This window comes from Mycobacterium sp. (assembly GCF_036273375.1).
Lineage (GTDB): Bacteria > Actinomycetota > Actinomycetes > Mycobacteriales > Mycobacteriaceae > Mycobacterium.
Genome location: NZ_DASUHS010000238.1, coordinates 64,638 through 87,733 on the forward strand (window position 1 = coordinate 64,638; position 23,096 = coordinate 87,733).

General features: G+C 69.2%; 20 protein-coding genes. 9 read left to right on the forward strand and 11 right to left on the reverse strand.

Features of this window, described 5'->3' with window-relative positions; translation table 11 throughout:
- Positions 1–174 precede the first annotated feature (174 nt).
- Complete coding sequence (locus VFW69_RS21020; protein WP_526504178.1) at positions 175–678, forward strand: DUF732 domain-containing protein; 504 nt, start codon at positions 175–177, stop codon at positions 676–678.
- Here the strand turns inward: VFW69_RS21020 and VFW69_RS21025 are convergent.
- Together VFW69_RS21025 and VFW69_RS21030 are read right to left on the reverse strand one after the other, a co-directional pair.
- Positions 675–956 carry a DUF3017 domain-containing protein gene (locus tag VFW69_RS21025; RefSeq protein WP_526504180.1) on the reverse strand — a complete coding sequence of 94 codons (282 nt, stop codon included), beginning with the start codon at positions 954–956 and terminating at the stop codon, positions 675–677. The genes VFW69_RS21020 and VFW69_RS21025 overlap by 4 nt on opposite strands.
- Positions 953–1,798 (reverse strand): bifunctional methylenetetrahydrofolate dehydrogenase/methenyltetrahydrofolate cyclohydrolase, encoded by an 846-nt coding sequence (locus VFW69_RS21030; protein WP_526504182.1) that lies wholly within the window; start codon positions 1,796–1,798, stop codon positions 953–955. Before VFW69_RS21030 ends, VFW69_RS21025 begins: the two co-directional genes overlap by 4 nt.
- Before the next feature lie 82 nt (positions 1,799–1,880).
- Here VFW69_RS21030 and VFW69_RS21035 point away from each other — a divergent pair, with 82 nt between their 5' ends.
- From VFW69_RS21035 to VFW69_RS21045, 3 genes are read left to right on the forward strand one after another with little or no spacing between them, the layout of a single operon-like run.
- Positions 1,881–3,086 (forward strand): NADH:flavin oxidoreductase, encoded by a 1,206-nt coding sequence (locus VFW69_RS21035; protein WP_526504184.1) that lies wholly within the window; start codon positions 1,881–1,883, stop codon positions 3,084–3,086.
- A gap of 30 nt (positions 3,087–3,116) precedes the next feature.
- Positions 3,117–5,762 carry an FHA domain-containing protein gene (locus VFW69_RS21040; RefSeq protein WP_526504186.1) on the forward strand — a complete coding sequence of 882 codons (2,646 nt, stop codon included), beginning with the start codon at positions 3,117–3,119 and terminating at the stop codon, positions 5,760–5,762.
- 36 nt (positions 5,763–5,798) lie between these two features.
- Positions 5,799–8,381: an ATP-binding cassette domain-containing protein gene (locus VFW69_RS21045; RefSeq protein WP_526504188.1), complete on the forward strand. Its 2,583-nt coding sequence runs from the start codon at positions 5,799–5,801 to the stop codon at positions 8,379–8,381.
- Positions 8,382–8,385: 4 nt separating this feature from the next.
- Here the strand turns inward: VFW69_RS21045 and VFW69_RS21050 are convergent, their stop codons facing one another.
- The 6 genes from VFW69_RS21050 to VFW69_RS21075 form a co-directional block, all read right to left on the reverse strand.
- A complete protein-coding gene (locus tag VFW69_RS21050) occupies positions 8,386–8,931 on the reverse strand; it encodes a pentapeptide repeat-containing protein (protein ID WP_526504246.1) in 546 nt (181 codons plus the stop codon).
- Positions 8,932–8,939: 8 nt separating this feature from the next.
- Positions 8,940–9,527 carry a GTP-binding protein gene (locus VFW69_RS21055; RefSeq protein ID WP_526504190.1) on the reverse strand — a complete coding sequence of 196 codons (588 nt, stop codon included), beginning with the start codon at positions 9,525–9,527 and terminating at the stop codon, positions 8,940–8,942.
- Positions 9,508–9,882 (reverse strand): DUF742 domain-containing protein, encoded by a 375-nt coding sequence (locus tag VFW69_RS21060; protein WP_526504192.1) that lies wholly within the window; start codon positions 9,880–9,882, stop codon positions 9,508–9,510. Before VFW69_RS21060 ends, VFW69_RS21055 begins: the two co-directional genes overlap by 20 nt.
- Positions 9,883–9,887: 5 nt before the next feature.
- Entirely contained in the window at positions 9,888–10,295 is a 408-nt protein-coding gene (locus VFW69_RS21065; RefSeq protein ID WP_526504194.1) for a serine protease inhibitor, read from the reverse strand.
- Positions 10,292–13,126: a HAMP domain-containing sensor histidine kinase gene (locus VFW69_RS21070; protein ID WP_526504196.1), complete on the reverse strand. Its 2,835-nt coding sequence runs from the start codon at positions 13,124–13,126 to the stop codon at positions 10,292–10,294. The genes VFW69_RS21065 and VFW69_RS21070 overlap by 4 nt, the downstream gene beginning before the upstream one ends.
- 254 nt (positions 13,127–13,380) lie before the next feature.
- The gene (locus tag VFW69_RS21075) at positions 13,381–13,986 is read right to left on the reverse strand and encodes a class I SAM-dependent methyltransferase (protein ID WP_526504198.1); all 606 of its coding nucleotides are present in this window, start codon (positions 13,984–13,986) and stop codon (positions 13,381–13,383) included.
- 17 nt (positions 13,987–14,003) lie between these two features.
- On the opposite strand from VFW69_RS21075, the gene VFW69_RS21080 reads away from it, so the two are divergent.
- Together VFW69_RS21080 and VFW69_RS21085 are read left to right on the forward strand one after the other, a co-directional pair.
- On the forward strand, positions 14,004–14,468 hold the full coding sequence (locus VFW69_RS21080; RefSeq protein WP_526504200.1) for a tRNA (cytidine(34)-2'-O)-methyltransferase: 465 nt from the start codon (positions 14,004–14,006) through the stop codon (positions 14,466–14,468).
- Positions 14,469–14,504: 36 nt separating this feature from the next.
- Positions 14,505–14,831, forward strand: coding sequence for a YciI family protein (locus tag VFW69_RS21085; RefSeq protein WP_526504202.1), 327 nt, complete (start codon positions 14,505–14,507; stop codon positions 14,829–14,831).
- Here the strand turns inward: VFW69_RS21085 and VFW69_RS21090 are convergent, their stop codons facing one another.
- Positions 14,832–15,479: a nitroreductase family protein gene (locus tag VFW69_RS21090; RefSeq protein ID WP_526504204.1), complete on the reverse strand. Its 648-nt coding sequence runs from the start codon at positions 15,477–15,479 to the stop codon at positions 14,832–14,834.
- A 23-nt stretch (positions 15,480–15,502) separates the two neighbouring features.
- Here VFW69_RS21090 and VFW69_RS21095 point away from each other — a divergent pair, with 23 nt between their 5' ends.
- Positions 15,503–15,919, forward strand: coding sequence for a TIGR03667 family PPOX class F420-dependent oxidoreductase (locus VFW69_RS21095; protein ID WP_526504206.1), 417 nt, complete (start codon positions 15,503–15,505; stop codon positions 15,917–15,919).
- 8 nt (positions 15,920–15,927) lie between these two features.
- Here VFW69_RS21095 and VFW69_RS21100 read toward each other — a convergent pair whose 3' ends face one another.
- Complete coding sequence (locus VFW69_RS21100) at positions 15,928–19,224, reverse strand: DNA polymerase III subunit alpha (protein WP_526504208.1); 3,297 nt, start codon at positions 19,222–19,224, stop codon at positions 15,928–15,930.
- Between the two features lie 170 nt (positions 19,225–19,394).
- Here VFW69_RS21100 and VFW69_RS21105 point away from each other — a divergent pair, with 170 nt between their 5' ends.
- Both VFW69_RS21105 and otsB read left to right on the forward strand, forming a co-directional pair.
- The gene (locus VFW69_RS21105; RefSeq protein ID WP_526504210.1) at positions 19,395–20,741 is read left to right on the forward strand and encodes a wax ester/triacylglycerol synthase family O-acyltransferase; all 1,347 of its coding nucleotides are present in this window, start codon (positions 19,395–19,397) and stop codon (positions 20,739–20,741) included.
- A gap of 41 nt (positions 20,742–20,782) precedes the next feature.
- Positions 20,783–21,928, forward strand: a complete 1,146-nt coding sequence (gene otsB / locus VFW69_RS21110) for a trehalose-phosphatase (protein ID WP_526504212.1) — start codon at positions 20,783–20,785, stop codon at positions 21,926–21,928.
- A gap of 105 nt (positions 21,929–22,033) precedes the next feature.
- Here the strand turns inward: otsB and VFW69_RS21115 are convergent, their stop codons facing one another.
- Positions 22,034–22,900, reverse strand: a complete 867-nt coding sequence (locus VFW69_RS21115) for a MaoC family dehydratase (protein WP_526504214.1) — start codon at positions 22,898–22,900, stop codon at positions 22,034–22,036.
- Positions 22,901–23,096 lie beyond the last annotated feature (196 nt).

Below are 23,096 nucleotides of genomic sequence, written 5' to 3' on the forward strand. Positions count from 1 at the left end.
GCCTTGCGCAATCGGGCTGCGTAATAGCCGACGTTGCGGACACGGCGAGCTCACGAAACGCTTATTGTGCGAACCTTTATCCCACCGTGTCGCAAACGTGACAGTGATAGCTCAGAGTTCGTAGGCGTGATTCGAGTGCCGCTGACGCACTCCATGGCGGACGGGGAGGCTGGCGTGAAGGCACTTGCACGAACTCATCAATGGGTCTGGGTTTTTCGTCGTCAGCCCCTTACCATCCGCCTGCTGGCCGCGGCCGCCGGCCTGCTGACCGTGGCCTCGGCGTTCGCGGCGCCGGCCGGAGCGGAGGGGAACGGTGACGACTTCATCGACGCGCTCAACCACGCCGGCATCGACTTCGGCGAGCCCGGAAACGCGATGTCCGTCGGCGAATCGATCTGCCCGATGCTGTCGCAGCCGGGTGGCAATTTCGCGGCGGCGGCGTCCAGCGTCGCGGGCCGGGGCATGTCACCCATGATGGCCCGCATGTTCACCACGATCGCGATCCAGACGTACTGCCCCCAGGAGATGGCAAACATCGCCAACGGCAACCTGTCCGGCGCCATGCCGCAGGTTCCGGGAATGCCCGGGCAGATGCCAGGCATGCCGGGACAAATCCCGGGCATGGCAGGCCAACTGCCCGCGATGGCCGGGCAGGCCCCGGCGCTGCCGCGGTTCTAGCGGGTGCCCAGCGGGTCGATGGTCCACGCGATATAAAACATTGCCGCCCCGACCGTCGCGGTGGTCATGAAGTCGATTCCCTTGCCGCGCACCACCAGAAGGCCGGCCCTGTCCTCGGACAACATCAGCCGCAACAGCGCCGCCACACCGACACCGATACCGATCAACAGCGAACCGCGACGCCAGAAGTTGGCCCCCACCAGGGCAAGCGCCACCGCAAAGATCAGGACCACCAACACAATTGGCCATTGGGCTCGCAGCACGGTGCGCGCGGTCATTGCCGCTCGGCCAGCTCGACGACGTTGGTCAGCAGGAACGCGCGGGTCAGCGGTCCCACGCCGCCCGGGTTCGGCGACACGTGGCCGGCCACATCCCACACGTCGGGGTGCACATCGCCGGCGAGCTTGCCGTCCACCCGGCTGACGCCGACGTCGAGCACGGCAGCGCCGGGACGCACCATCTCGGGAGTCACCATGTGCGGCACCCCGACGGCCGCGACGATGATGTCGGCCTGCCTAGTGAGCGCCGGCAGGTCACGAGTTCCGGTGTGGCACAACGTCACCGTGGCGTTCTCGGAGCGACGAGTCAGCAGCAGCCCCAGCGGGCGGCCGACCGTGACACCGCGGCCGATGACGACCACGTGCGCTCCGGCGATCTCAACGTCGTAGCGGCGCAACAGGTGCACGATGCCGCGCGGGGTGCACGGCAGCGGGGCCGGGTTGTTGAGCACCAGCCGGCCCAGGTTGGTCGGGTGCAGTCCGTCGGCGTCTTTGTTCGGGTCTACCCGCTCCAGCGCCGCGTTCTCGTCGAGATGCTTGGGCAGCGGCAACTGCACGATGTACCCGGTGCAGTCGGGGTTGGCGTTGAGTTCGTCGATGGTCTCGTTGAGCGTCGCGGTGCTGATGTCGGCGGCCAGGTCACGGCGGATCGAGGTGATGCCCACCTTCGCGCAGTCGGCGTGCTTGCCCCGGACGTATGCCTGGGAGCCGGGGTCATCGCCCACCAGGATGGTGCCGAGGCCGGGGGTGCGGTCCGATGCCCTCAATGCGGTCACGCGCTGTTTGAGGTCGACGAACATCTCGTCACGGGTGGCCTTGCCGTCCAGCGTGATTGCTCCCACGCTGACAGTCTGGCAGACATCGATGATGGCGACCCGCCGCGCCCGGCTCCGCCGCGCTTGCGATCGCCATTAGGCTCCCGGTATGTCTACCCCTCCGGACGTGTTCAGCCCCGCGAAGCTCGGTCCGATAACGCTGCGCAACCGCACCATCAAGTCCGCCACCTTCGAGGCGCGCACACCCGAGGCGCTGGTGACCGACGACCTCATCGAATACCACCGGTTGCCGGCGGCCGGTGGGGTTGGCATGACGACCGTCGCGTACTGTGCCGTCTCCCCCGGCGGCCGCACCGAGGGCAACGGGATCTGGATGCGACCGGAGGCCGTGCCCGGGTTCCGGCGGCTCACCGACGCGATCCACGCCGAGGGCGCGGCGGTCAGCGCGCAGATCGGTCACGCCGGCCCGGTGGCCAACGCCAAGTCCAACAAGGCGAAGGCCCTGGCGCCGGTCCGGTTCTTCAACCCGATCGGGATGCGGTTCGCCAAGAAGGCGACCCGCGAGGACATCGACGAGGTGATCGTCGGGCACGCCAACGCCGCCCGCCTGGCCATCGAAGCCGGCTTCGACGCCGTCGAAATCCACCTGGGCCACAACTATTTGGCAAGTTCGTTTCTGTCCCCGCTGATCAACCGCCGCGACGACGAGTTCGGCGGATCGCTGCAGAACCGGGCCAAGGTCGCCCGCGGCATGGTGATGGCCGTTCGGCGCGCGGTGGAAAAGGAGGGCACGCCCATCGCGGTGACCGCCAAGCTGAACATGACCGACGGCGTTCGCGGCGGCATCAGCACGGAGGAGTCGCTGACCACCGCCAAGTGGCTGGAAGAAGACGGCGGGCTGGACGCGATCGAACTCACCGCGGGCAGCTCGCTGGTCAACCCGATGTACCTGTTCCGCGGCGACGCGCCGCTCAAGGAGTTCGCCGGCGCGTTCAAGCCGCCGCTGCGCTGGGGCATGCGCATGACGGGCAAGAAGTTCCTGCGCGAATACCCCTACCGCGAGGCCTATCTATTGCGCGACGCCAAGCTGTTCCGCAACGAGTTGAAGATGCCGTTGATCCTGCTCGGCGGAATCACCAACCGGGAGACGATGGACCTGGCGATGGCGGAGGGATTCGAGTTCGTCGCGATGGCCCGGGCGCTGTTGGCCGAGCCGGATCTGATCAACCGAATCGCGGCTGATGGCGCAGGGCACCACGTGCATTCGGCGTGCACGCACTGCAACCAATGCATGCCCACGATCTACACTCGAACGCACTGTGTGGTCACCGGCGCGCCCGACGCTCATCGGTAAACCACAGGGCTGCAAGCTACAGTTGTGGCGATGTCAGCACCAGCCCCGCCAGCGCTAACCGTCCATCACGAAGGATCGGAACACACCTTCGCAGCGGGCCACGACGTAGTAGTCGGGCGCGATCTGCGAGCGGACATGCGTATCACCCACCCGTTGATTTCGCGTGCCCACCTGCTGCTGCGTTTCGATCAGGGCAAGTGGCTGGCCATCGACAACGGTTCGCTCAACGGCACTTTCGTCAACGGTCGGCGCGTGCCGGTCGTCGAAATCCACGACGGGCAACACTTGAACATCGGCAACCCGGACGGACCGCTGCTGACGTTCGACGTCGGCCGCCACCAGGGCATGGCCGGGCGCCCGCCCCGAACCGAATCGATGAACATCCCGGTGGCGGCACCGCCGCAGGCCGCGGCGTGGTCGGCACAGCCGGCCCCGCCCGCCGTCACTCCACCGCCTCCGCCGCCGCCCGGGCGCACGCCCAATTGGGCGGCGCCGCCGCGACGACCGCAGCCCGCGCCCGTGCAGCGGCACGGCCCGCCGGGTCACAGCATGTACGGGGGCGGCGGCGGTGGACGCCCGCCCGCTGCACCACCCCCGCCGCACAACGCCCCGCCCATCGCGCAGATGCCGGCGAGGGGCTCGGGGAGCCCACACACCCGCATGGCCCCCGCCTCCGCCAAGCCGCCCGAGGTGGCGAACCTGGCGACGAAGATGTTCCAGGCGCTGATGCCGTCGCGGTCCGGCGCGATTGCGCAGCCGGCCGGGTCGCAAACCATCGGCCGTGCCACCGACAACGACATCGTCATCCAGGACGTTCTGGCCTCGCGTCACCACGCCTTCTTGATCCAGACGCCGCTGGGCACCGAGATCCGCGACGCGCACAGCGTGAACGGGACCTTCGTCAACGGCGTCCGGGTCGGTTCGGCGGTGCTGACCGAGGGCGACGTGGTCACCATCGGCAACGTCGACCTGGTGTTCACCGGCGACAGCCTGGTTCGGCGCACCGAGGCGGCGACACGCACCGGCGGGCTGGAGGTCAGCTCCGTCTGCTACACCGTCGACCACGGCAAGCAGCTGCTGGACCACATATCGCTGACCGCCCGGCCCGGGACACTGACCGCCATCATCGGTGGGTCGGGTGCCGGCAAGACCACCCTGTCGCGGCTGATCGTCGGCTACACCAGCCCGACCTCGGGCGTGGTGACCTTCGAGGGTCACAACATTCACACCGAGTACGCCTCCATGCGCAGCAGGATCGGCATGGTCCCGCAGGACGACGTGGTGCACCGCCAGCTGACTGTCAACCAGGCCCTGAACTACGCCGCCGAACTGCGCCTGCCACCCGACACCAGCAAAGAGGAACGGGCCCGCGTCGTCGCGCAGGTGCTCGAGGAACTCGACATGACCCAGCACGCCGACACTCGCGTCGACAAGCTCTCCGGCGGCCAGCGCAAGCGCGCCTCGGTCGCCCTCGAGCTGCTCACCCAGCCGTCGCTGCTGCTGCTGGACGAGCCGACGTCGGGACTGGACCCGGCGCTGGACCGCCAGGTGATGCTGATGCTGCGCCAGCTGGCCGACGCGGGCCGCGTGGTGCTGGTGGTGACCCACTCGGTGTCGTATCTGGACGTCTGCGATCAGATCCTGCTGGTCGCGCCCGGCGGTAAGACCGCTTTCTGCGGGCCGCCCGACCAGGTCGAGTCCGCCATGGGGACGCGCAACTGGGCCGACATCTTCGCCAAGGTGGGTGCCGACCCGGACGAGGCCAACCGCCGGTTCAAGGAGCGCAACCACCAGTCGTCGCAGCCACCAACCCCGGAGAGCCCGGCGGATCTGGGCGAACCACCCCAAACCAACCTGTTCCGGCAGCTGTCCACGATCGCCCGCCGCCAGGTTCGCCTGGTCGTATCCGACCGCGGTTACACGATCTTCCTGGCGATCCTGCCGTTCCTCATCGGTGCGTTGTCGCTGACGGTGAAGGGCCCCCACCCCGGGCTCGGGCCGGCCGACCCGCTGGGCCCCGCCCCGACCCAGCCGCAGTACATCATGGTGCTGTTGAACATCGGTGCCGTCTTCATGGGCACCGCGCTGACCATTCGCGACCTGATCGGCGAGCGCGCCATCTTCCGGCGAGAGCAGGCCGTCGGCCTGTCCACCACCGCCTATCTACTGGCCAAGATCGCGGTGTTCTGTGTCTTCGCGACGGGCCAGGCGGCGATCGCCACCATGATCGTGCGGCTGGGCAAGGGAGCGCCGACGGCGCATCCCCAGTTCTTCGGCAACTCCACCTTCTCGCTGTTCGTCACCGTCGCGGGCACCTGTGTGGCGTCGGCCATGCTGGGCCTGCTGCTGTCCGCCATCGCGCAGTCCAACGAACAGATCATGCCGCTGCTGGTGGTGTCGATCATGTCGCAGCTGGTGTTCTCCAGCGGCATGATCCCGGTGTATCAGCGCGTCGGCCTCGAGCAGATGGCGTGGCTGACGCCGGCCCGGTGGGGCTACGCGGCGGGGGCGTCCTCGATCGACTTCCCGTCGCTGGTGAAGGTCAAGCAGATCCCGAGCAACGACCCGATCTGGCAGCACTCGAAGCACATTTTCGTGTTCGACATGTTCATGCTCGCGGCGCTGTCGATCGGCTACACCGGCTTCGTCCGCTGGCATATCCGGCTGAAACGCTGAGGCCGCTCACAGGCAACGATCTTTAATCTGGATGTGATGACTCGACCTGCGCAGCCCGTGCTGACGGCTCGATCTGACCGCTCCCAAGGTAGTTTCGCCGCCGGGCGCGACGTGGTCGTGGGCAGCGACCTGCGCGCCGACCTGCGCGTGGCGCACCCGCTGATCGCCCGCGCGCACGTGCTGCTGCGCTTCGATCAGGGGCGCTGGCTGGCCCTCGACAACAACTCGCTGAACGGGGTCTACCTGGACGGCCAGCGGGTGCCGGTCGTCGACATCCACGACGGCCAGACGATCAACATCGGCAAGCCCGACGGTCCGCGGATCACCTTCGAAGTGGGCCAGCATAGGGGCGACGTCGGCCTGCTCCCGCCGACCACGAAGTCGATCCCCATCATCACCGCTGCGCCCAGCGCCCCGGCGCCCCTGCGGGCGCAACCCACCGGACCGCGACCCGCGGCCGGCCCGCCCCGGCCCCCTGCGCATCCTCCAAGACCGCCCGCCCCGCCGCCGTCGCGCCCCTTCCCGCGGCGCGACCGACAGCGCAGGTCGGCCGTTCCGATCGTCCCGCCTGAGGCCGCGACCCGCGCCGTACCGCACTCCGGGCCGAATCCCGCCGCGGTGAATCCGCCCGTCGGCAGGAGCAGCGACGCCGGAGAATTCCCGACCACACAGGTCAGCGTTCCGGGAGCCGAGTCCGATCGCCGGCCGTCCGCCGGCCGCGGCGCCTCGATCGGGCGCGCGCTCAACAACGACATCGTCATCCACGATGTCCTGGCGTCGCGTCATCACGCCTTCCTGACGCCGACGCCGACGGGCGCCGAGATCCGCGATGCGAACAGCGGCAACGGCACCTTCGTCAACGGCGTCAAGGTTGGGTCCGCGGCGCTGTCCGAGGGCGACGTGGTGACGATCGGCAACGTCGACCTGGTGTTCCACGACGGCATGCTGGTCCGCCGCCAGGAGGCGGCGACCCGGGCCGGCGGCCTGGAGGTGCGCGAGGTCAACTTCGGCATCGACGGGAAGAACCTGCTCGAGAGGATCTCGCTGGTCGCCCGGCCGGGCACGCTGACCGCGCTGATCGGCGGGTCGGGTGCGGGCAAGACCACGCTGTCGCGGCTGATCGCCGGGTATGCCACGCCGTCGTCTGGCTCGGTCACCTTCGAGGGGCACGACATCCACAGCGAGTACGCCTCGTTGCGCACCAGGATCGGGATGGTCCCCCAGGACGACGTCGTGCACCGCCAGCTCACGGTCAGCCAGGCGCTCGGCTACGCCGCCGAGCTGCGCCTGCCGCCCGACACCAGCAAGACCGATCGCGCGCAGGTGGTCGCCCAGGTCCTCGACGAGCTGGGCCTGACCGAGCACGCGGACACCCGGGTCGACAAGCTCTCCGGGGGCCAGCGCAAACGCGCCTCGGTGGCGCTGGAACTGCTGACCGGGCCTTCGCTGCTGATCCTCGACGAACCGACCTCCGGCCTGGATCCGGCGCTGGACCTGCAGGTCATGACCATGCTGCGACAACTCGCCGACGCCGGTCGCGTGGTGCTGGTGGTCACCCATTCGCTGACCTACCTCGACGTCTGCGACCAGGTGCTGCTGATGGCGCCGGGCGGCAAGACGGCGTACCTCGGCCCGCCCGGCCAGATCGGCGCGGCCATGGGGACCGCCAACTGGGCGCACATCTTCGCCAAGGTGGGCGCCGACCCGGACGAGGCCAACCGCCGCTTTCTGGCCCAGAACAGACCCCCGCCGCCAGCGCGGACCGAGGCGCCGGCCGAGCTGGGCGTCCCGCCGCACACCAGTAAGCGACGCCAGTTCTCCACGATCGCCCGCCGCCAGGTCCGGTTGGTGGTCGCCGACCGTGCCTACTTCCTATTCCTGGCGGTATTGCCGTTCGTCATGGGCGTGCTCTCGCTGACCGTTCCCGGCAGCGTCGGTTTCGGTTATGCGGATCCGGTGAGTGAGTCGGCCGGTGAAGCGGGGATGATCCTGACCCTGCTCACCATGGCGGCCGTGTTCATGGGGACCGCGCTGACCATCCGCGACCTGATCGGCGAGCGGCCGATCTTCCGGCGAGAACAGGCGGTTGGCCTGTCGAGCACGGCCTACCTGCTGGCCAAGGTCGTGGTGTTCTGCACGTTCGCGGTCATTCAGGCGGCCATCGCCACGGCCATCGTGGTGCTGGGCAAGGGGCCGCCGACGCGCCCGGCGGTGCTGCTCGGTAATGCCACCTTCGAGCTGTTCGTCGGGGTTGCGGCGACGTGTGTGGCGGCGGCGATGATGGGCCTGCTGCTCTCGGCGCTGGCCCGCACAGGTGAGCAGATCATGCCGCTGCTGGTGGTGTCGCTGATGATGCAGATGGTTCTCTCCGGCGGCATGGTGCCCGTCACCCACCGGATCTTCCTCGATCAGCTCTCCTGGCTGGTGCCCTCGCGGTGGGGTTACGCGGCGCAGGGGTCGACCGTCGACCTGTGGACGGTGTCACCCGGCCCGCAAAGCCCGCGGGACAGCCACTTCGAGCACACGGCGGCGGCCTGGCTGTTCGACATGGGCATGCTCGCGGTGCTCACCGTCGCCTACGCCGCGCTGGTGCGCTGGCGCATTCGGCTCACCCGCTGAGCACTCAGCCGTCGCCGTCCAGCCGCAGCCCGTGGGCGAGCGCGAACGCCACGGCCTGGTCGACATCGACGCGGGCGCCGGTTAGCGAAGCCGTCGTCCACAGCGTCGGATCCACGGTGCTGCCGCGCAGGTCGGCGCCGTCCAGCCGGGTGCCGGCGGTCCGCGCGCCACGCAGGTCCGCGCCGCGCAGCACGGCCTTGCGCAGGTCGGCCTCCACCAGGCTGCTGTCCCGCAGCCGGCAGCCGCTCAGGTCGACGCCGCGAAGGTCGATGCCGCCGAGCACGGCCAGCGTGAAATCCACCTCCTCGAACGTGATCGGCCGCAGCCGGCACTGCACGAACACCGAGCCCAGCATGGTGCACTGGGAAAAGCTGCTGTGCCACAACGACGTCCGCCGGAATGTGCAGTTACGAAAGGCCGAACCGCGGTGCCCCGACTCGGCGAGGTTGGCGCCGCTGAAGTTACATTCGGTGAACACGACCCGCTCGGTCTGCACGCGGCTGAGGTCGTCGTCGGTGAAGTCGTGGCCCTCGAATTCTTGGTCGACCAACCGCGTGGTCAATTGGCCGACAGGCTGGCCAGGGCGTATTCGCTGACCGCGATCAGGGCGTCGGTCGCCGACCGGCGATCCCTGGCGTCGACGGTGATCACCGGGATGTGCGTCGGCAGCGTCAGCGCCTGGCGCACCTCGGCGACGGGGTAGCGGGGCGCGCCGTCGAACTCGTTGACCGCGACGAGAAACGGCAGGTTGCGGTGCTCGAAGAAGTCGACCGCGGCGAAGCTGTCCTGCAGACGGCGGCAGTCGACCAGCACGACCGCGCCGATCGCGCCGCGCACCAGGTCGTCCCACTTGAACCAGAAGCGGCGCTGTCCCGGCGTACCGAACAGGTAGAGCACCAGGTCTTCGGCCAGGGTGATCCGGCCGAAATCCATTGCGACGGTGGTGGTCCGCTTGTCCGGCGTGGCTTCGAGCGCGTCGACACCGGTCGAGGCGTCGGTGAGCATCGCCTCGGTGCGCAGCGGCATGATCTCCGACACCGCCCCGACGAAGGTGGTCTTGCCGGCCCCGAATCCGCCGGCGATCACGATCTTCGTCGACGCGTGGGCGCCGGAATCACGCTGCACGTCAGAGTGCGCGTAAGCCACGCAGTGTCCTTCCTATGAGTTCGTGGCGCTCATCTCTGGTCGAACGCTCGGACAACGTCTTGTGCACTCGAACGTAGCCGGACAGCACCAAATCTCCGACCAGGACGCGCGCAACGCCCAGCGGAAGGTCCAGCCGGGCCGAGATTTCGGCGACCGACGGGTGCTCGACGCACAGTTGAATGATTCTGCCTCTGGGGTCGTTGGGCGGCCACCGGTGCGTCAGGCCGGCCTGCAGCGACTGAATCGGCGCCTCGAGGGGAAGGTCGACCTTGGTGTCGGTCCGCCCCGATGTCAGGGTGTACGGGCGGACCAGGTTCCCCTTACGGTGCGCCGGCCAGGTCTCGGGAGTATCCATCGGGCTCAGGAGTGCTGCTCCACGGCAGACCGGCGGGTCGACTGGACCACGCCGCCCACCCGTTCGACCAGGACGGCCATCTCGTAGCCGATCTGACCGATGTCGCACGACGCCACCGCGAGCGTCGCCAGGTGCGATCCGTCCCCGACGCGCATCAGCAACAGGTAGCCGTTCTGCATTTCGACCACCGACTGCAGCACCTGCCCGCCCTCGAACAGCTGCGCGGCGCCGGTGGCCAGGCTGGCCAGTCCGGAGGCCACGGCCGCGAGCTGGTCGGCGCGTTCCCGCGGGAGATGCTCGCTGGCGGCGATGGGCAGCCCGTCGACGGACACCAGCAGCGCGTGCGCGACGCCGGGGACCTCGCGGGCGAACTTGGTCACCAGCCAGTCCAGGGAGTTGTCCGATGACGTCATTGTTGGTCGGATCCTTGGTCGGTCTCACGGGCGTGCGAGCGTCCGGTGCGCACGCCACCGAAATGGCTACTGAACGAGGCGCGAACCGCCTCGGGGTCGCGGGCTAGGGGTCCAGTGGCCGCGTGCTGCGGCTCCCGGTGCGACGGGGACCGGCCGTTCATGCCCTGCTCGGGCTCGGCCGGCTCGTCCTGTTCGACGCCGTCGGCGCCGCCGGGCACCAGCCGGGCGCCCGGCGTGCGCACCGGCAGGCCGTGGTCGGTGGTGTGCGCCTCGACGGGTTTTTCGTCGGCCGCGGCCGCCAGCGTCCAGCCGCGATCCCAAACCGACTGCCAATCCAGGTCGGGGCTGTTGACCAGGTCGTGTGGGTCGCCCAGCATCTCCGACAGCATCCGCCGGTAGATGACGTCGTCGTCGGCCGGACCCGTCTGGGCCTGCGGGGCCGACGGGATGGACGAGACCGGGGCCGGTCGCGCCGGCTGGTCGTGCCGGAACTCCGTGCGGCTGTCCGCCTCCCGGGAGCGGGCGGAGAAGAACGCCGAGGTGTCCGACGCCGCCCGGGCCGGCTGCGCCGACGCCGGTTTGGGCGCCGGTTTCGGCTCGGGCGCCGGTTCGGGCTTCCGAACCGCCGTGGGCGCCGGCTTGGGGGCGTTCTCCCACCAGGGGGTCGCCAGCTCGCGGCGCTGGCGGCGCGGCGGCTGTTCGGCGGGCGGGGCGGGCACTTCGGTGATGCCGCTGGAACCCGGGTTGCGGCGCGGCAGCAACGTGACGGACGGCCCGGACGCGTCCGGGGCGGTGCGCGCCGCCGGCTCCATAGGGCCGTCGTCCTGCCCGGTGTCATCCGCGGCGGCGTTCACGCTGGCGAGCTTCGCGCTCGGCGAGGAGACGGCGCGGATGTGGCGGGGTGCCGCCGACTCGGCGACGGCCAGGCCGGCGAGCACCGTCGGCGGCAGGTAGATCTCGGCTGTGGTACCCGAGCCCGATTCGTTGGCCGCCGGACCGCGCAGTCCCACCCGCATGCCGTGCCGGGCCGCGATCCGGCCGACCACGAACAGACCCATGTGCCGGGCGTTGTCGGGGCTGACGTCGCCGCCGGCCTGCAGCCGCATGTTGGCCATGCGCCGGTCGGCGTCGTTCATCCCCAGACCGGCGTCGGCGATGCGCACCACGACTCCCCCGTCGCCGCCGCGTGACGCCGAGACCCGGGCGGAGGTCGTCGGCGGTGAGTAGCGCAGGGCGTTGTCGATCAGCTCGGCGAACAGATGGATGGCGCCGCCGGCGGCCGCGCCGATCAGCGCACACTCGGGCATCCCGGCGAGTTCGACGCGGCGGTAATCCTCGACCTCGGACACCGCGGCGTTGATCACCGTGGCCAGCGGCACCGGGTCGCGCTGGTCGCGGGCGAGCTGCGCGCCGGCCAGCACCAGCAGGTTGGCGCTGTTCCGGCGCAGCCGCGCCGCAAGGTGGTCGAGCCGGAACAGGCTGTCGAGGCGTTCGGGGTTCTCCTCGTTGCGCTCCAGCCGGTCGATGAGCGCCAGCTGCTGGTCCACCAGCGTGCGGTTGCGCCGCGACATGGTCTCGAACATGTCGTTGACCAGCAGCCGCAACCGCGCCTCGTCGCCGGCCAGCAGCAGGGCTTGGGTGTGCAGCTCGTCGACCGCGTGGGCGACCTGGCCGATCTCCTCGGTGGTGTACACCGGCAGCGGGCTCGGAACGGGTTCGGCCCCACCGGCTTTCACGCTCGCGATCTCCTCTTCGAGATCGGTGTGGGCGACTTTGAGGGCGCCGTCACGCAGCATGCGCAGCGGCCGCACCAGGGCGCGCGCCACCAGCAGCACGATCAGCAGCGCGATCACGATGGCGGCCAGCACCAGGACGGCGTCCAGGATCGCGGCCGAGCGGCGCTCGGCGGCCTGGGCGTGCACCGACTTCGTCACCGACGCGGTGGAATCTTTGATGACCTGATCGGCGATGTCGTCGGTGGTCTGGATCGAACGCAGCAGGTCGCCGTTGTCGACGAGCACGCTGGCCGGATCGGACATGATCGCCATCCGGCTCACCATCTGCTGTTGCAGCGTCTTGGCCTGGGGCGATCCGGCGCCGAGTACTTCGCTCATGCCGAACAGCGTCGACGGTTCGGTGCCCGCCAGGGTAATCATCGACGTCCGCAGCTGCGGCTCGGGAAGCTCGGCCCCGCGGGTGATCAGGATTTTCTGCATGGTCATCTGTCCGCGGGCGCCGACCGCTCGGCTCAGGCCCTGCGCCTGGGCGCGGATCTTTTCGTCGTCGACGCGGACCGAGGCGTTGATGACGTCTTCGGCCGTCAACAGGATCGGCGCGTAGAGCGTCACTCGCTCCCGCAAACCGAGGCCGGCGTCGGACGCCTTGTTCACCAGCATCTGACCGCCATCGAGCAGGTTGCTCACCCCCGAGCTGACGTCGGCACTGATGTTGGTGTCGTCCAGCCTGGTCTGCAACTCGTACCTGCGCGCCTCATAGTTTTTCTTGGCGCCCTCGACGTCGCGTCCGCTGGAACTGGCCAGCAGCGCGACGTCCAGCGCCGACATGTACTTGGTGATCACCGGCACCACGTCGGCGCGGGTGGCGGCCACCCGCAGGCCGGCCGCGTTGGCCATGGCGCCGTGGATGCGCAGCACCCCGAACACCGTTGCCAACATCAGCGGGACCAGCACAATCGCCAGCACCTTCCAGCGCACCGGCCAGTTGCTCAGTGACCAGGTCGGTGGGCGTTTGGCCGGCGCAGCGCCTCCACCGCTGTTGGGTGCCGGCTCTACGACATCCGCCTCGGCCGGGTTGGTCGGGCGGCTGAACATGGTCACGTCATCGCGGCCGCGCGACCGGCCGCTGCGCTGACGCTGAGCGCTGAAAGAAACGAGAGGCTCATGAAACTTCCTGCTTTATTTGGCCCGCCCCGCGCCAAATACGCGTGTGCGTGTAGGTGTGGCAATCCGACGAGTATGACAGCCCGCGGCGCATGCCACCAGAATCGTTACTGAGCAGACAGGTCCCTCCAAGGTGACGCCGCACCCGCGGGGCCACCCCTGGCAAACACCGGAAGCGCGAGAGTCTAGGCGGGGCGAAGGAGCGCGACGAGGAAGTCGGAGTGGTCGGTGAACGGCCGCATATCCCAGGTCGATAGCAGCAGATCGGGCGCGAAGCCGGCGTCGACCGCGTCGTTGAGAAAGTCGGCGAACTCGTATTCGCGGTAGGCGCCGAAGCCGATCGCCGCCCGGCCGTCTTCGGCGACGTGGGCGCGTAACCGGCTCAGCACCTGAACCCGGGTGCTCGGGGCAAGGAACGCCATGACGTTGCCGGCGGACACGATCACGTCGAAGGGTTCGGCGATGCCGCACGCGGGCAGGTCCAGCTCGGCGAGGTCGCCGACGAGCCAGCGCGGGCCGGGATAGTCGTGCTCAGCCGCCTCGATGAGCGCCGGATCGACGTCGACACCGACCACGTCGTGACCGGCCTTCGCCAGATACCCGCCCAACCGACCGGGCCCGCAGCCGGCATCGAGGATCCGCGCGCCGCGTGGCGCCATCGCGTCCACGAAGCGGGCCTCGCCGGCCAGGTCGTCGCCGGCGCGGGCCATGGCACGGAAACGCTCGATGTACCACTGCGAATGCCCCGGATCAGCAGCGACCTTCTGCATCCAGATGCTCTGCTCGACCATGCGACCATTATCCCGTTGTGTTCAAGCTGATGTTCTACTCGCCGCGGATCCCGCCCAACACCGGCAACGCCATCCGAACGGCGGCGGCGACGGGCTGCGAATTGCATCTGGTCCAGCCGATGGGCTTCGACCTGTCCGAACCCAAGCTGCGCCGGGCGGGCCTGGACTACCACGACCTGGCATCGGTCACCGTGCACGCGTCGCTGGCGGCCGCGTGGGCGGCGCTGTCACCGCAGCGGGTGTTCGCGTTCACCGCGCACGCGCCCACCTCGTTCGCCGATGTGCGCTACCGGGCCGGCGACGTGCTGATGTTCGGTCCCGAACCCACCGGGCTGGACGCCGCGACGCTGGCCGACCCACACGTCACCGCGCAGGTGCGCATCCCGATGCTGGCTGGCCGGCGCTCGCTGAACCTGTCCAACGCCGCGGCGATCGCCGTATACGAAGCCTGGCGGCAGCAGGGCTACCCGGGCGCGGTGTAGCGACGAGTTCTGCATCAGAGAAGAGTCAGCATTAATATGCCTATCTTCATCACGATCGGTTACGGCGAAGAGGCCGGATACCACCAATTGGCCGACGACCGCAAACAGGCCGCGCACGCCCGCGACGACGAACTCGGCGCGTCCGGCGCGCTGGTCGGGCGAGCTGGAGATCCCGTCCAGGTGCGCAATCCGGACGGCGCGGGGGTACGGATCGAGCCCGGCCCCTTCCTCCGATCGGCGTTGCCGATCGCGGGGTTCGCGGTCATCGACGCCGAAGACATTGACGCGGCGATTGAGCGGGTCAGCCAGACGCCATGTGCGGTCGCGCACGGGGTCGTCGAGGTTTGGCCTCTTCAGACCTGATTACCAAGTGTCCCAGTGCGTGACCTGGTCGGCGGGCAGCCGCTTGGCCGGGCGAAAGTCGGTCCCCTTGGTGTAGGCGATCGGGAACAGCCCGCCCTGGCTGTATTGGTCATGGGGGATGCCGAGCACCTCGGCGGCCTGCTTGTCGCCGTCGTTGATCAGGTGCAGCGTGGTCCAGCAGGTGCCCAGGCCGCGCGAGCGCAGCGCCAGGCAGAAGCTCCACGCCGCCGGGAACAGCGACGCCCAGAACGACGCGCTCAGTCCCAGCGGCGCCTTCTCCACCCGTCCCTGAAGGCACGGGATCATCAGCACCGGCGCCTCGTGCATGTGCTCGGCGAGGTAGACCGCGGAGTCCTTGACCTTGGGCATCCGCTCGCCGCGGGTATCGCCCTCGGGGTACTCGGCCGACGGCATGCTCAGATAGCCGCGGGCGTTGGCCAGGTAGATGTCGGCGATCGCCTTCTTCTTCTCGGCATCCTCGACGAAAATCCATTGCCAGCCTTGCGCATTGGATCCGGTGGGCGCCTGCAGCGCCAGTTCGAGGCATTCCATCAGCACATCGCGGCCCACCGGCTTGTCGAAGTCGAGACGCTTGCGGACCGAGCGGGTGGTGGTGAGCACTTCGTCGACGGACAAGTTGAGGGTCATGAATGGAGGCTACATTCGCAACTATGGGCATCGAACTGACACGAGAGGTTTCCAGCAGGCTCAAGACTGACGACTTCGGGTGGTTGACCACAGTCGCCAAATCGGGACAGCCGGTGCCCCGGCTGGTCTGGTTCTACTTCGACGGCACCAGGCTGACGGTGTACTCCATGCCGCAGGCCGCCAAGGTCACCCACATCAAGGCGCACCCCGAGGTGAGCCTGAACCTGGATTCGGACGGCAACGGCGGCGGCATCATCGCCGTCGGTGGGACCGCGACCGTCGACGCAACCGATGTGAATTGCAAGGACGACGAACCCTACTGGGCGAAGTATGGCGAGCTCGCCAAGGAATTGGAGTCGGCCGAGGGTATTTCGATGGACGCGTTCAGCACCCGATTGGCGATCACCCCGACCAAAGTCTGGACCACCCCGGGCGCATAGAACGCCCGTCACCGAAAGTCGCGGGATTTGGAACCGACCGCCAGGGTGATGCGGCCCAGCCGTTCGGCGACGACGGTGATCGCGCCGCTGGCGTTTTGGACCTGCCCGCGCACCAGCAGCGCCGGGGCCGAGTTCGCCAGCTTGCGATGCCGTGCCCACACCCCCGGCACGCAGAGCACGTTGACCATCCCGGTTTCGTCCTCGAGGTTGATGAACGTGACCCCCTGCGCCGTGCCGGGCCGCTGCCGATGGGTGACCGCGCCCGCGATCAGCACGCGGTCGCCGTCGGGCACCGAGCCCAGCTTCTCGGCGGGCACCACGCCCATCGCGTCCAGATCGGCCCGCAGGAACTGTGTCGGATAACTGTCCGGGGAGACGCCGGTTGCCCACACGTCGGCGGCGGCCAGTTCCAACTCGCTCATCCCGGGCAGCGCCGGGATGTGCGACGACGATCCCACCCCGGGCAGCCGGCCCGGCCGCTGGGTGGCCGCGGCCCCGGCCGCCCACAACGCCTCGCGCCGGGACATGTCGAAGCAGCCCAGCGCCCCCGCCGTCGCCAGCGCCTCGGTCTGCGGCACCGAAAGCTGCAGCCGGGTCGTCAGGTCCAGCAGAGAAGCGAACGGGCCGTTGGCTTTTCGCTCGTCGACGAGTTCTTCGGCCAGGTCGTCGCCGATATGGCGGACGGCGCCCAGACCGAGGCGGACCTCGGTTCCGGCGTCGTGCAGGGTGGCGTGCTCCAGGCTGGCGTTGACGTCCGGGCCGTGCACCGTCACACCGTGCCGGCGCGCGTCGGCCACCAGCGATTGCGGCGAGTAGAACCCCATCGGCTGGGCGCGCAGCAGCGCCGCACAGAACGCCGCCGGGTGGTGCAGCTTGAACCACGACGAGTAGAACACCAGCGACGCGAAGCTCAGCGCATGGCTTTCGGGAAAGCCGAAATTGGCGAAGGCTTCCAGCTTTTCGTAGGTGCGGTCGATCACCTCGTCCGGGGCGCCGTGCAGCGTGCGCATGCCCTCGTAGAACCGGCCGCGCAGCCGTCGCATGCGTTCGGTCGAGCGCTTGGACCCCATGGCGCGGCGCAGTTGATCGGCCTCGGCGGCCGAGAATCCGGCACAGTCGACCGCGAGCTGCATCAGCTGCTCCTGAAAGAGCGGCACCCCCAGCGTCTTTCGCAGTGCCGACTCCATCGACGGGTGGTCGTAGACCACCGGGTCCAGGCCGTTGCGCCGCCGGATGTAGGGATGCACCGACCCGCCCTGAATGGGGCCGGGGCGGATCAGCGCGACCTCCACCACCAGGTCGTAGAACACCCGCGGCTTCAGCCGCGGCAGCGTGGCCATCTGCGCTCGCGACTCCACCTGGAACACGCCGACGGAATCGGCGCGGGACAGCATCTCGTACACCGCCGGCTCGGAGAGGTCGAGGCGGGCCAGGTCCACCTCGATCCCCTTGTGCTCGGCCACCAGGTCGATGGCATAGTGCAGCGCCGAGAGCATCCCCAGCCCCAGCAGGTCGAACTTCACCAAACCGATTGCCGCACAGTCATCTTTGTCCCACTGCAGGACGCTGCGGTTCTCCATGCGCGCCCACTCCACCGGGCACACGTCGGCGATCGGGCGGTCGCAGATCACCATGCCGCCGGAATGAATACCCATGTGTCGCGGCAGGTTCCGGATCTGGTTCGCCAGGTCGACCACCGGTTCGGGAATGCCCTCCACGTCGGGCGCTGGGTCACTTGAATTGGGGCCAAGCCCGTTCCAGTGGCTGATCTGCTTGCTCCACGCGTCCTGCTGGCCCTGCGAGAAGCCCAGGGCGCGGGCCATGTCGCGCACCGCGATCTTGCCCCGGTAGGTGATGACGTTGGCGACCTGGGCGGCGTAGTCGCGGCCGTATTTGTCGTAGACGTACTGGATGACCTTTTCGCGCTGATCGGATTCGATGTCCATGTCGATGTCGGGCGGCCCGTCGCGGGCCGGCGACAGAAAGCGCTCGAACAGCAACTCGTTGGCCACCGGGTCGACGGCGGTGACACCAAGGGCGTAACAGACCGCGGAGTTGGCCGCCGATCCCCGGCCCTGGCACAGGATGTTGTTGTCCCGGCAGAACCGGGCGATATCGTGCACCACCAGGAAATAGCCCGGAAACGTCAGCTGGGCAATGACTTTCAGTTCGTGTTCGATCTGGGCATACGCGCGCGGCGCGTGCTCGGCCGACCCGTAACGGTCGCGCGCCCCGGCCATGGTCAACTGCCGCAGCCAGCTGTCCTCGGTGTGCCCGTCGGGCACGTCGAACGGCGGCAGCTGCGGCGCGATGAGCGCCAGCCCGAACGCGCACTGCTCGCCCAGCTCGGCGGCCGCGGTCACCACGTCGGGCCGCTGCCCGAACAGTCGGGCCATCTCCTCACCCGAGCGCAGGTGCGAACCGCCCAGCGGAGCCAGCCACCCGGCGGCCGAATCCAGCGACTGCCGGGCACGGATGGCGCCCATCGCCATGGCCAGCCGGCGCCGCGACGGCCCCGCGAAATGCGCGCCGGTGGTGGCGACGACGCCGACACCGAAGCGTGGGGCCAGCGCGGCCAGCACCCCGTTGCGTTCGTCGTCGAGCGGTTGACCGTGATGGGTCAGCTCGATGCTTACCCGGTGAGCACCGAACCGTTCCACCAGATCGGCCAGCGCCCGCTCCGCCGCCGATGGGCCGCCCTCGGAAAGTGCTTGGTGGACATGACCTTTGCGACAGCCTGTCAGGATGTGCCAGTGCCCGCCGGCGGCCTCGGTCAGCGCGTCGAAATCGTAGCGGGGCTTGCCTTTCTCGCCGCCGGCCAGATGCGCCGCGGCCAGTTGCCGCGACAACCGCCGGTAGCCCTCCGCGCCGCGGGCCAGCACCAGCAGGTGCGGGCCGGGCGGATCCGGCTGCTCGGTGCGGGCACCCGGGCCAAGCGACAGTTCGGCGCCGAACACGGTGCGCATGTCGAGCTCGGCCGCCGCTTCGGCGAACCGCACCGCCCCGTACAAGCCGTCGTGGTCGGTGAGCGCCAGGGCGCGCAGGTCCAGCCGGGCCGCCTCCTCGACCAGCTCCTCGGGTGTGCTCGCCCCGTCCAGGAAGCTGAACGCCGAATGCGCATGAAGTTCGGCATAAGCGACGGACGAGCGAGACGCCCGGCCGTCATCCGGCGGCTGATACGTCGCGCGCCTGCGCGACAGCGGGCCGTCGGATTCCGGACCCGCCGACTCCCCGGCATGGCGCGGCTTGCTGTCGAGCACCCGCTCCATTTCCGCCCAGCTCGGCGGCCCGTTGAACCAGCCCACGGATGCGAGTATATCGAACTGGTGTTCGATATAACCGCGGCTCAGCACAACGGTTGTTAAGCCGATCTTCAACTCTTAAACAAGGTTTTAACGCGCGGGTACTACCGCGGATCACGAGGTCGAAAGATACTGGCACAAGTTCAACAAAGCGGACTACAGCGGGAGCCGGCATGGCACAGACATTGGACACGGCATTCCTTCAAGCCCACGATCCGGATCGGCACGCGAGCTTGGCGATTGGCGCGGTGGCCATCGTCGACGGCACCGCGCCCGACTACGAGCGGCTCAAACGCCTTCTGGCGGAACGCATCCTGCCGATCGCACGGTGCACGCAGCTGCTGCGGGCTCATCCGCTGAACCAGGAATGGATCGACTGCCCGGACTTCGACCTGGCCCACCACGTGCGCCGGGTAGCCATTCCCCACCCCGGCGACGAGGCCGAGCTGTCCAGGGCCATCACCTACGCCCTGGAACGGCCCCTCGATCTGGACCGCCCACCGTGGGAGTGCTGGGTCATCGAGGGCCTGATGGGCAACCGGTGGGCGATCCTGATGAAAACCCATCACGGCATGCTCGACGGCAACTCGGCCGCCCGCCTGATCAGCAGGCTGTGCGACGACGCCGACGCCGATACCTTCGCCAACAACGCTACGGGAAAACAGGTTTCGCCACCGGTAGCGAGCAAGCCGGGCTGGGTGGACGCGCTGTGGCGGGCTTCGTCGGCCGCCGGCAACCTCACCGGCGCACTGGTCGGCGCGATGTGGCCGGCCGTGCGCACCGAGGCGGTCACCGCCTCGCGGCGCTACAGCACGGTGCGGGTCCCGATCGCCGACGTCGACAGCGTCTGCCGCAAGTTCGGTGTCAGCGCCAACGACGTCGCGCTCGCCGCCGTCACCGAGGGATTCCGCACGGCGCTGCTCGGGCGCGGCGAGGAACCGCGGGCGGACTCGCTGCGTACCCTGGCGCCGATGCCGGTCCGCTCGGCGATGCTCTCGCACCTGCCCGTCGAGCACGACGACCCGGTGCGGCGGTTGCAGACGGTGCATACCAGGTGGCAGGCCAAGCAGACCGCCCAGCCGCGACCGGTCGGCATCGTGGAGTCGGTGATCGGCTTCCTGCCAACCGTGTTGCGCAGCAACGTCTTACAATTGCTCTCCCGCCTTCCGCAGCGCGCCATCGTGACCCTGGCCACCAACGTGCCCGGGCCGCGGAGTCACCTTCAGGTGATGGGCCAGACGTTGGAACGGCTGCTGCCGATCCCCCCGACCGCCACGGCACTGCATACCGGCGTCGCGGTGTTGAGCTACGGCGACGAACTGGTCTTCGGGATCACCGCCAAACAGGGCGACGCGTTCGACGTCCAGCAGCTGGCCGCCGGCATCGAGTTGGGCATGGCGCGCCTGGTGGCCCTCGGCGACGATTCCGTGCTGGTGTTTGCGCGCAGGCGTTCCGCGCGCCCGGTAATCCGCCCCGTGCCGCCGACGCATCCGTCGGCGCCGGGTCGCGCGCGTCGCTGACCCGTTCTCCACGCGGCTGACCACCGTGAGAAGGTTGGTCAATGGGCAAGTTCGGGCCGGTCATCATCGACCCGCGCCGCCATGACGCGGTGCTGTTCGACACCGAAACCGCGCTGGGCTCCCCGCTGGCCACACAGCTGCGCGAGAGCGAGCTGGGCATCGCCGTCATTTCGGCGGACGGTCCGGTGCAGGCGGCCAACCGTCTGCGGGTGCGCCCCGGCCGCTGCGTCGTGATCGCCGGGGACGCCGCGGGCGTCGAGGCCGCGCGCGCCGACGGCTTCGCGTTGGTGATCGGCGTCGCACCGGCCGGGCACGGCGATGCGGTGCGCGAGGCGGGGGCCGACGCGGTGGTCGCCGACCGGGGCGACGTCACCGTGCGGACCGGCGACCGCCGCATGTCGCAGCTGCCCGATGCGTTGCAGGCCTTGGCCGATGGGCTGGCCGACCGGCGACCGGCGGTGTTCTTCGACTTCGACGGCACACTCTCCGACATCGTCGATGACCCGGACTCGGCGCGGCCCGTCACCGGGGCCACCGACGCGCTGGAGAAGCTGGCCGCGCGGTGCCCCGTCGCGGTGCTGTCCGGCCGCGATCTCGCCGACGTGACGAAACGCGTTGGCGTGCCTGGCGTCTGGTATGCCGGTAGCCACGGTTTCGAGCTGACCGCCCCCGACGGCAAGCACCACCAGAACGACGACGCGGCCGCCGCCATCCCGGTGCTCGAGCAGGCGGCCGGTCAGCTGCGCGACCAGCTCGGCGCGATTGCCGGTGTTGTGGTGGAGCACAAGCGATTCGGGGTGGCCGTGCACTATCGTAAGGCCGCGCGCGACCGCGTCGGCGAGGTGCTGGCGGCGGTGCGCGCCGCTGGTCGCCGCGACGAGCTTCGGGTCACCACCGGCCGCGAGGTCATCGAGCTGCGCCCAGACCTGGACTGGGACAAGGGAAAAACGCTGCGCTGGGTGATCGATCACCTGCACGAGGCCGGGTCGGTTTCGCTGACGCCGGTCTACCTCGGCGACGACATCACCGACGAGGACGCGTTCGACGCGGTGCTCGCCGATGGGGTGCCGATCCTGGTGCGGCACGGCGACGACGGAGACCGCGCCACCGCGGCCCTGTTCGCGCTGGACAGTCCCGCTCGGGCCGCCGAATTCACCGACTTGCTGGCGGATCAGCTGGCGCGCTAGCGGCGGTCGCAAGCGCGGCCGTGGCGATCGCAAGCGCGGCGCGGCCGGGTGAAGCGGGTCGCCACGATCAGCGCAGCCGGGCGCAGCGGGCCGCCGCCATCAGCGCTAGGCGTATTCCACCGCGCCGTCGTCGAGCACCACCCGCGTGTCGGCCCCGTCGGGGCCGCAAGCCTCGGTGCGGAACACCGCCTTGCCTGGATCGGTCCGCCAGATCAGCGTGGTCAGTGTCTCGCCGGGGAACACCGGCGAGGTGAACCGCGAGGCGATCGAGGTGATGTTGGCCGCGAGGCCCTGGCCCAGCTCGGATACCAGCGCGCGACCCGATACCCCGTAGGTGCACAGCCCGTGCAGGATCGGCTTGGGGAAGCCGGCCAGCTCCCGGGCGAACCACGGGTCGCTGTGCAGCGGGTTGCGGTCACCGGAGAGCCGGTAGATCAGCGCCTGGTCCTCGCGGGTGGGCAGCGAGATGCGCGCGTCGGGCTCGCGGTCCGGGAATTCCGGTGCGACGGGCCGCTGACCCGGCATGCCCCCGAAGCCGCCCTCGCCCCGGATCACCAGGGTGGTGAGCGTCTCGGCGATCAGCTGCCCGGATTCCGGCTCGGTGCCCCGGCCGCGCAACACCAGGATCGCGTTCTTGCCCTCGCCCTTGTCCTGGATGTCGGCGACCTCGGAAACCACCGAGAGCTTGCCCGCGGGCGGCAGCGGCGCATGCAGCCGGATGCTCTGCGAGCCGTGTAACAGCATGGCCCAGTTGAACTTTCCGACCAGGCCGGCCGCGCCGAAGGCCGGGCAGCAGATGACCGCATACGTGGGCAGCACCTGCTGGTCGATGTCGTGGCTGTTCTCGGTCGTGAAAGGCAGGTCGTCGACCCCGGCGCCCACACCGAGCGCGTAGAGCAGCGTGTCCCGGTCGGTCCATTCGAACTGCATGGGCTCGGTGACCGCCCCGACGGCACTCGGATCAATCGCCATGGAAGTCTCCTGATCGTTGGTAGGGATCCTCGGTCCACTCTGGCATCCGGCGAAATCGCGGCGCGACCAAGGCCCGTTGCTGCCGGCCGAGGTGTCAATCAACACCGCCCTGAGCGCCGCCTCGATCATCACCCGAGCCGACCTCCCCGAGGCCGCGCGGTAACAAACCAGCGCAAACCCTTCCCACCGGAGCCGT

Excerpts from the sequence above, each read along its gene's own strand:
- VFW69_RS21105 (WP_526504210.1), top strand. The coding sequence starts at position 19,395 with ATGGCACAGACATTGGACACGGCATTCCTTCAAGCCCACGATCCGGAT.
- VFW69_RS21045 (WP_526504188.1), top strand. The coding sequence starts at position 5,799 with ATGACTCGACCTGCGCAGCCCGTGCTGACGGCTCGATCTGACCGCTCC.
- VFW69_RS21090 (WP_526504204.1), bottom strand. The coding sequence starts at position 15,479 with ATGACCCTCAACTTGTCCGTCGACGAAGTGCTCACCACCACCCGCTCG.
- VFW69_RS21025 (WP_526504180.1), bottom strand. The coding sequence starts at position 956 with ATGACCGCGCGCACCGTGCTGCGAGCCCAATGGCCAATTGTGTTGGTG.
- VFW69_RS21060 (WP_526504192.1), bottom strand. The coding sequence starts at position 9,882 with ATGGATACTCCCGAGACCTGGCCGGCGCACCGTAAGGGGAACCTGGTC.
- VFW69_RS21070 (WP_526504196.1), bottom strand. The coding sequence starts at position 13,126 with ATGTTCAGCCGCCCGACCAACCCGGCCGAGGCGGATGTCGTAGAGCCG.
- VFW69_RS21075 (WP_526504198.1), bottom strand. The coding sequence starts at position 13,986 with ATGGTCGAGCAGAGCATCTGGATGCAGAAGGTCGCTGCTGATCCGGGG.
- VFW69_RS21035 (WP_526504184.1), top strand. The coding sequence starts at position 1,881 with ATGTCTACCCCTCCGGACGTGTTCAGCCCCGCGAAGCTCGGTCCGATA.
- VFW69_RS21095 (WP_526504206.1), top strand. The coding sequence starts at position 15,503 with ATGGGCATCGAACTGACACGAGAGGTTTCCAGCAGGCTCAAGACTGAC.
- VFW69_RS21085 (WP_526504202.1), top strand. The coding sequence starts at position 14,505 with ATGCCTATCTTCATCACGATCGGTTACGGCGAAGAGGCCGGATACCAC.
- VFW69_RS21065 (WP_526504194.1), bottom strand. The coding sequence starts at position 10,295 with ATGACGTCATCGGACAACTCCCTGGACTGGCTGGTGACCAAGTTCGCC.
- VFW69_RS21040 (WP_526504186.1), top strand. The coding sequence starts at position 3,117 with ATGTCAGCACCAGCCCCGCCAGCGCTAACCGTCCATCACGAAGGATCG.
- otsB (WP_526504212.1), top strand. The coding sequence starts at position 20,783 with ATGGGCAAGTTCGGGCCGGTCATCATCGACCCGCGCCGCCATGACGCG.
- VFW69_RS21115 (WP_526504214.1), bottom strand. The coding sequence starts at position 22,900 with ATGGCGATTGATCCGAGTGCCGTCGGGGCGGTCACCGAGCCCATGCAG.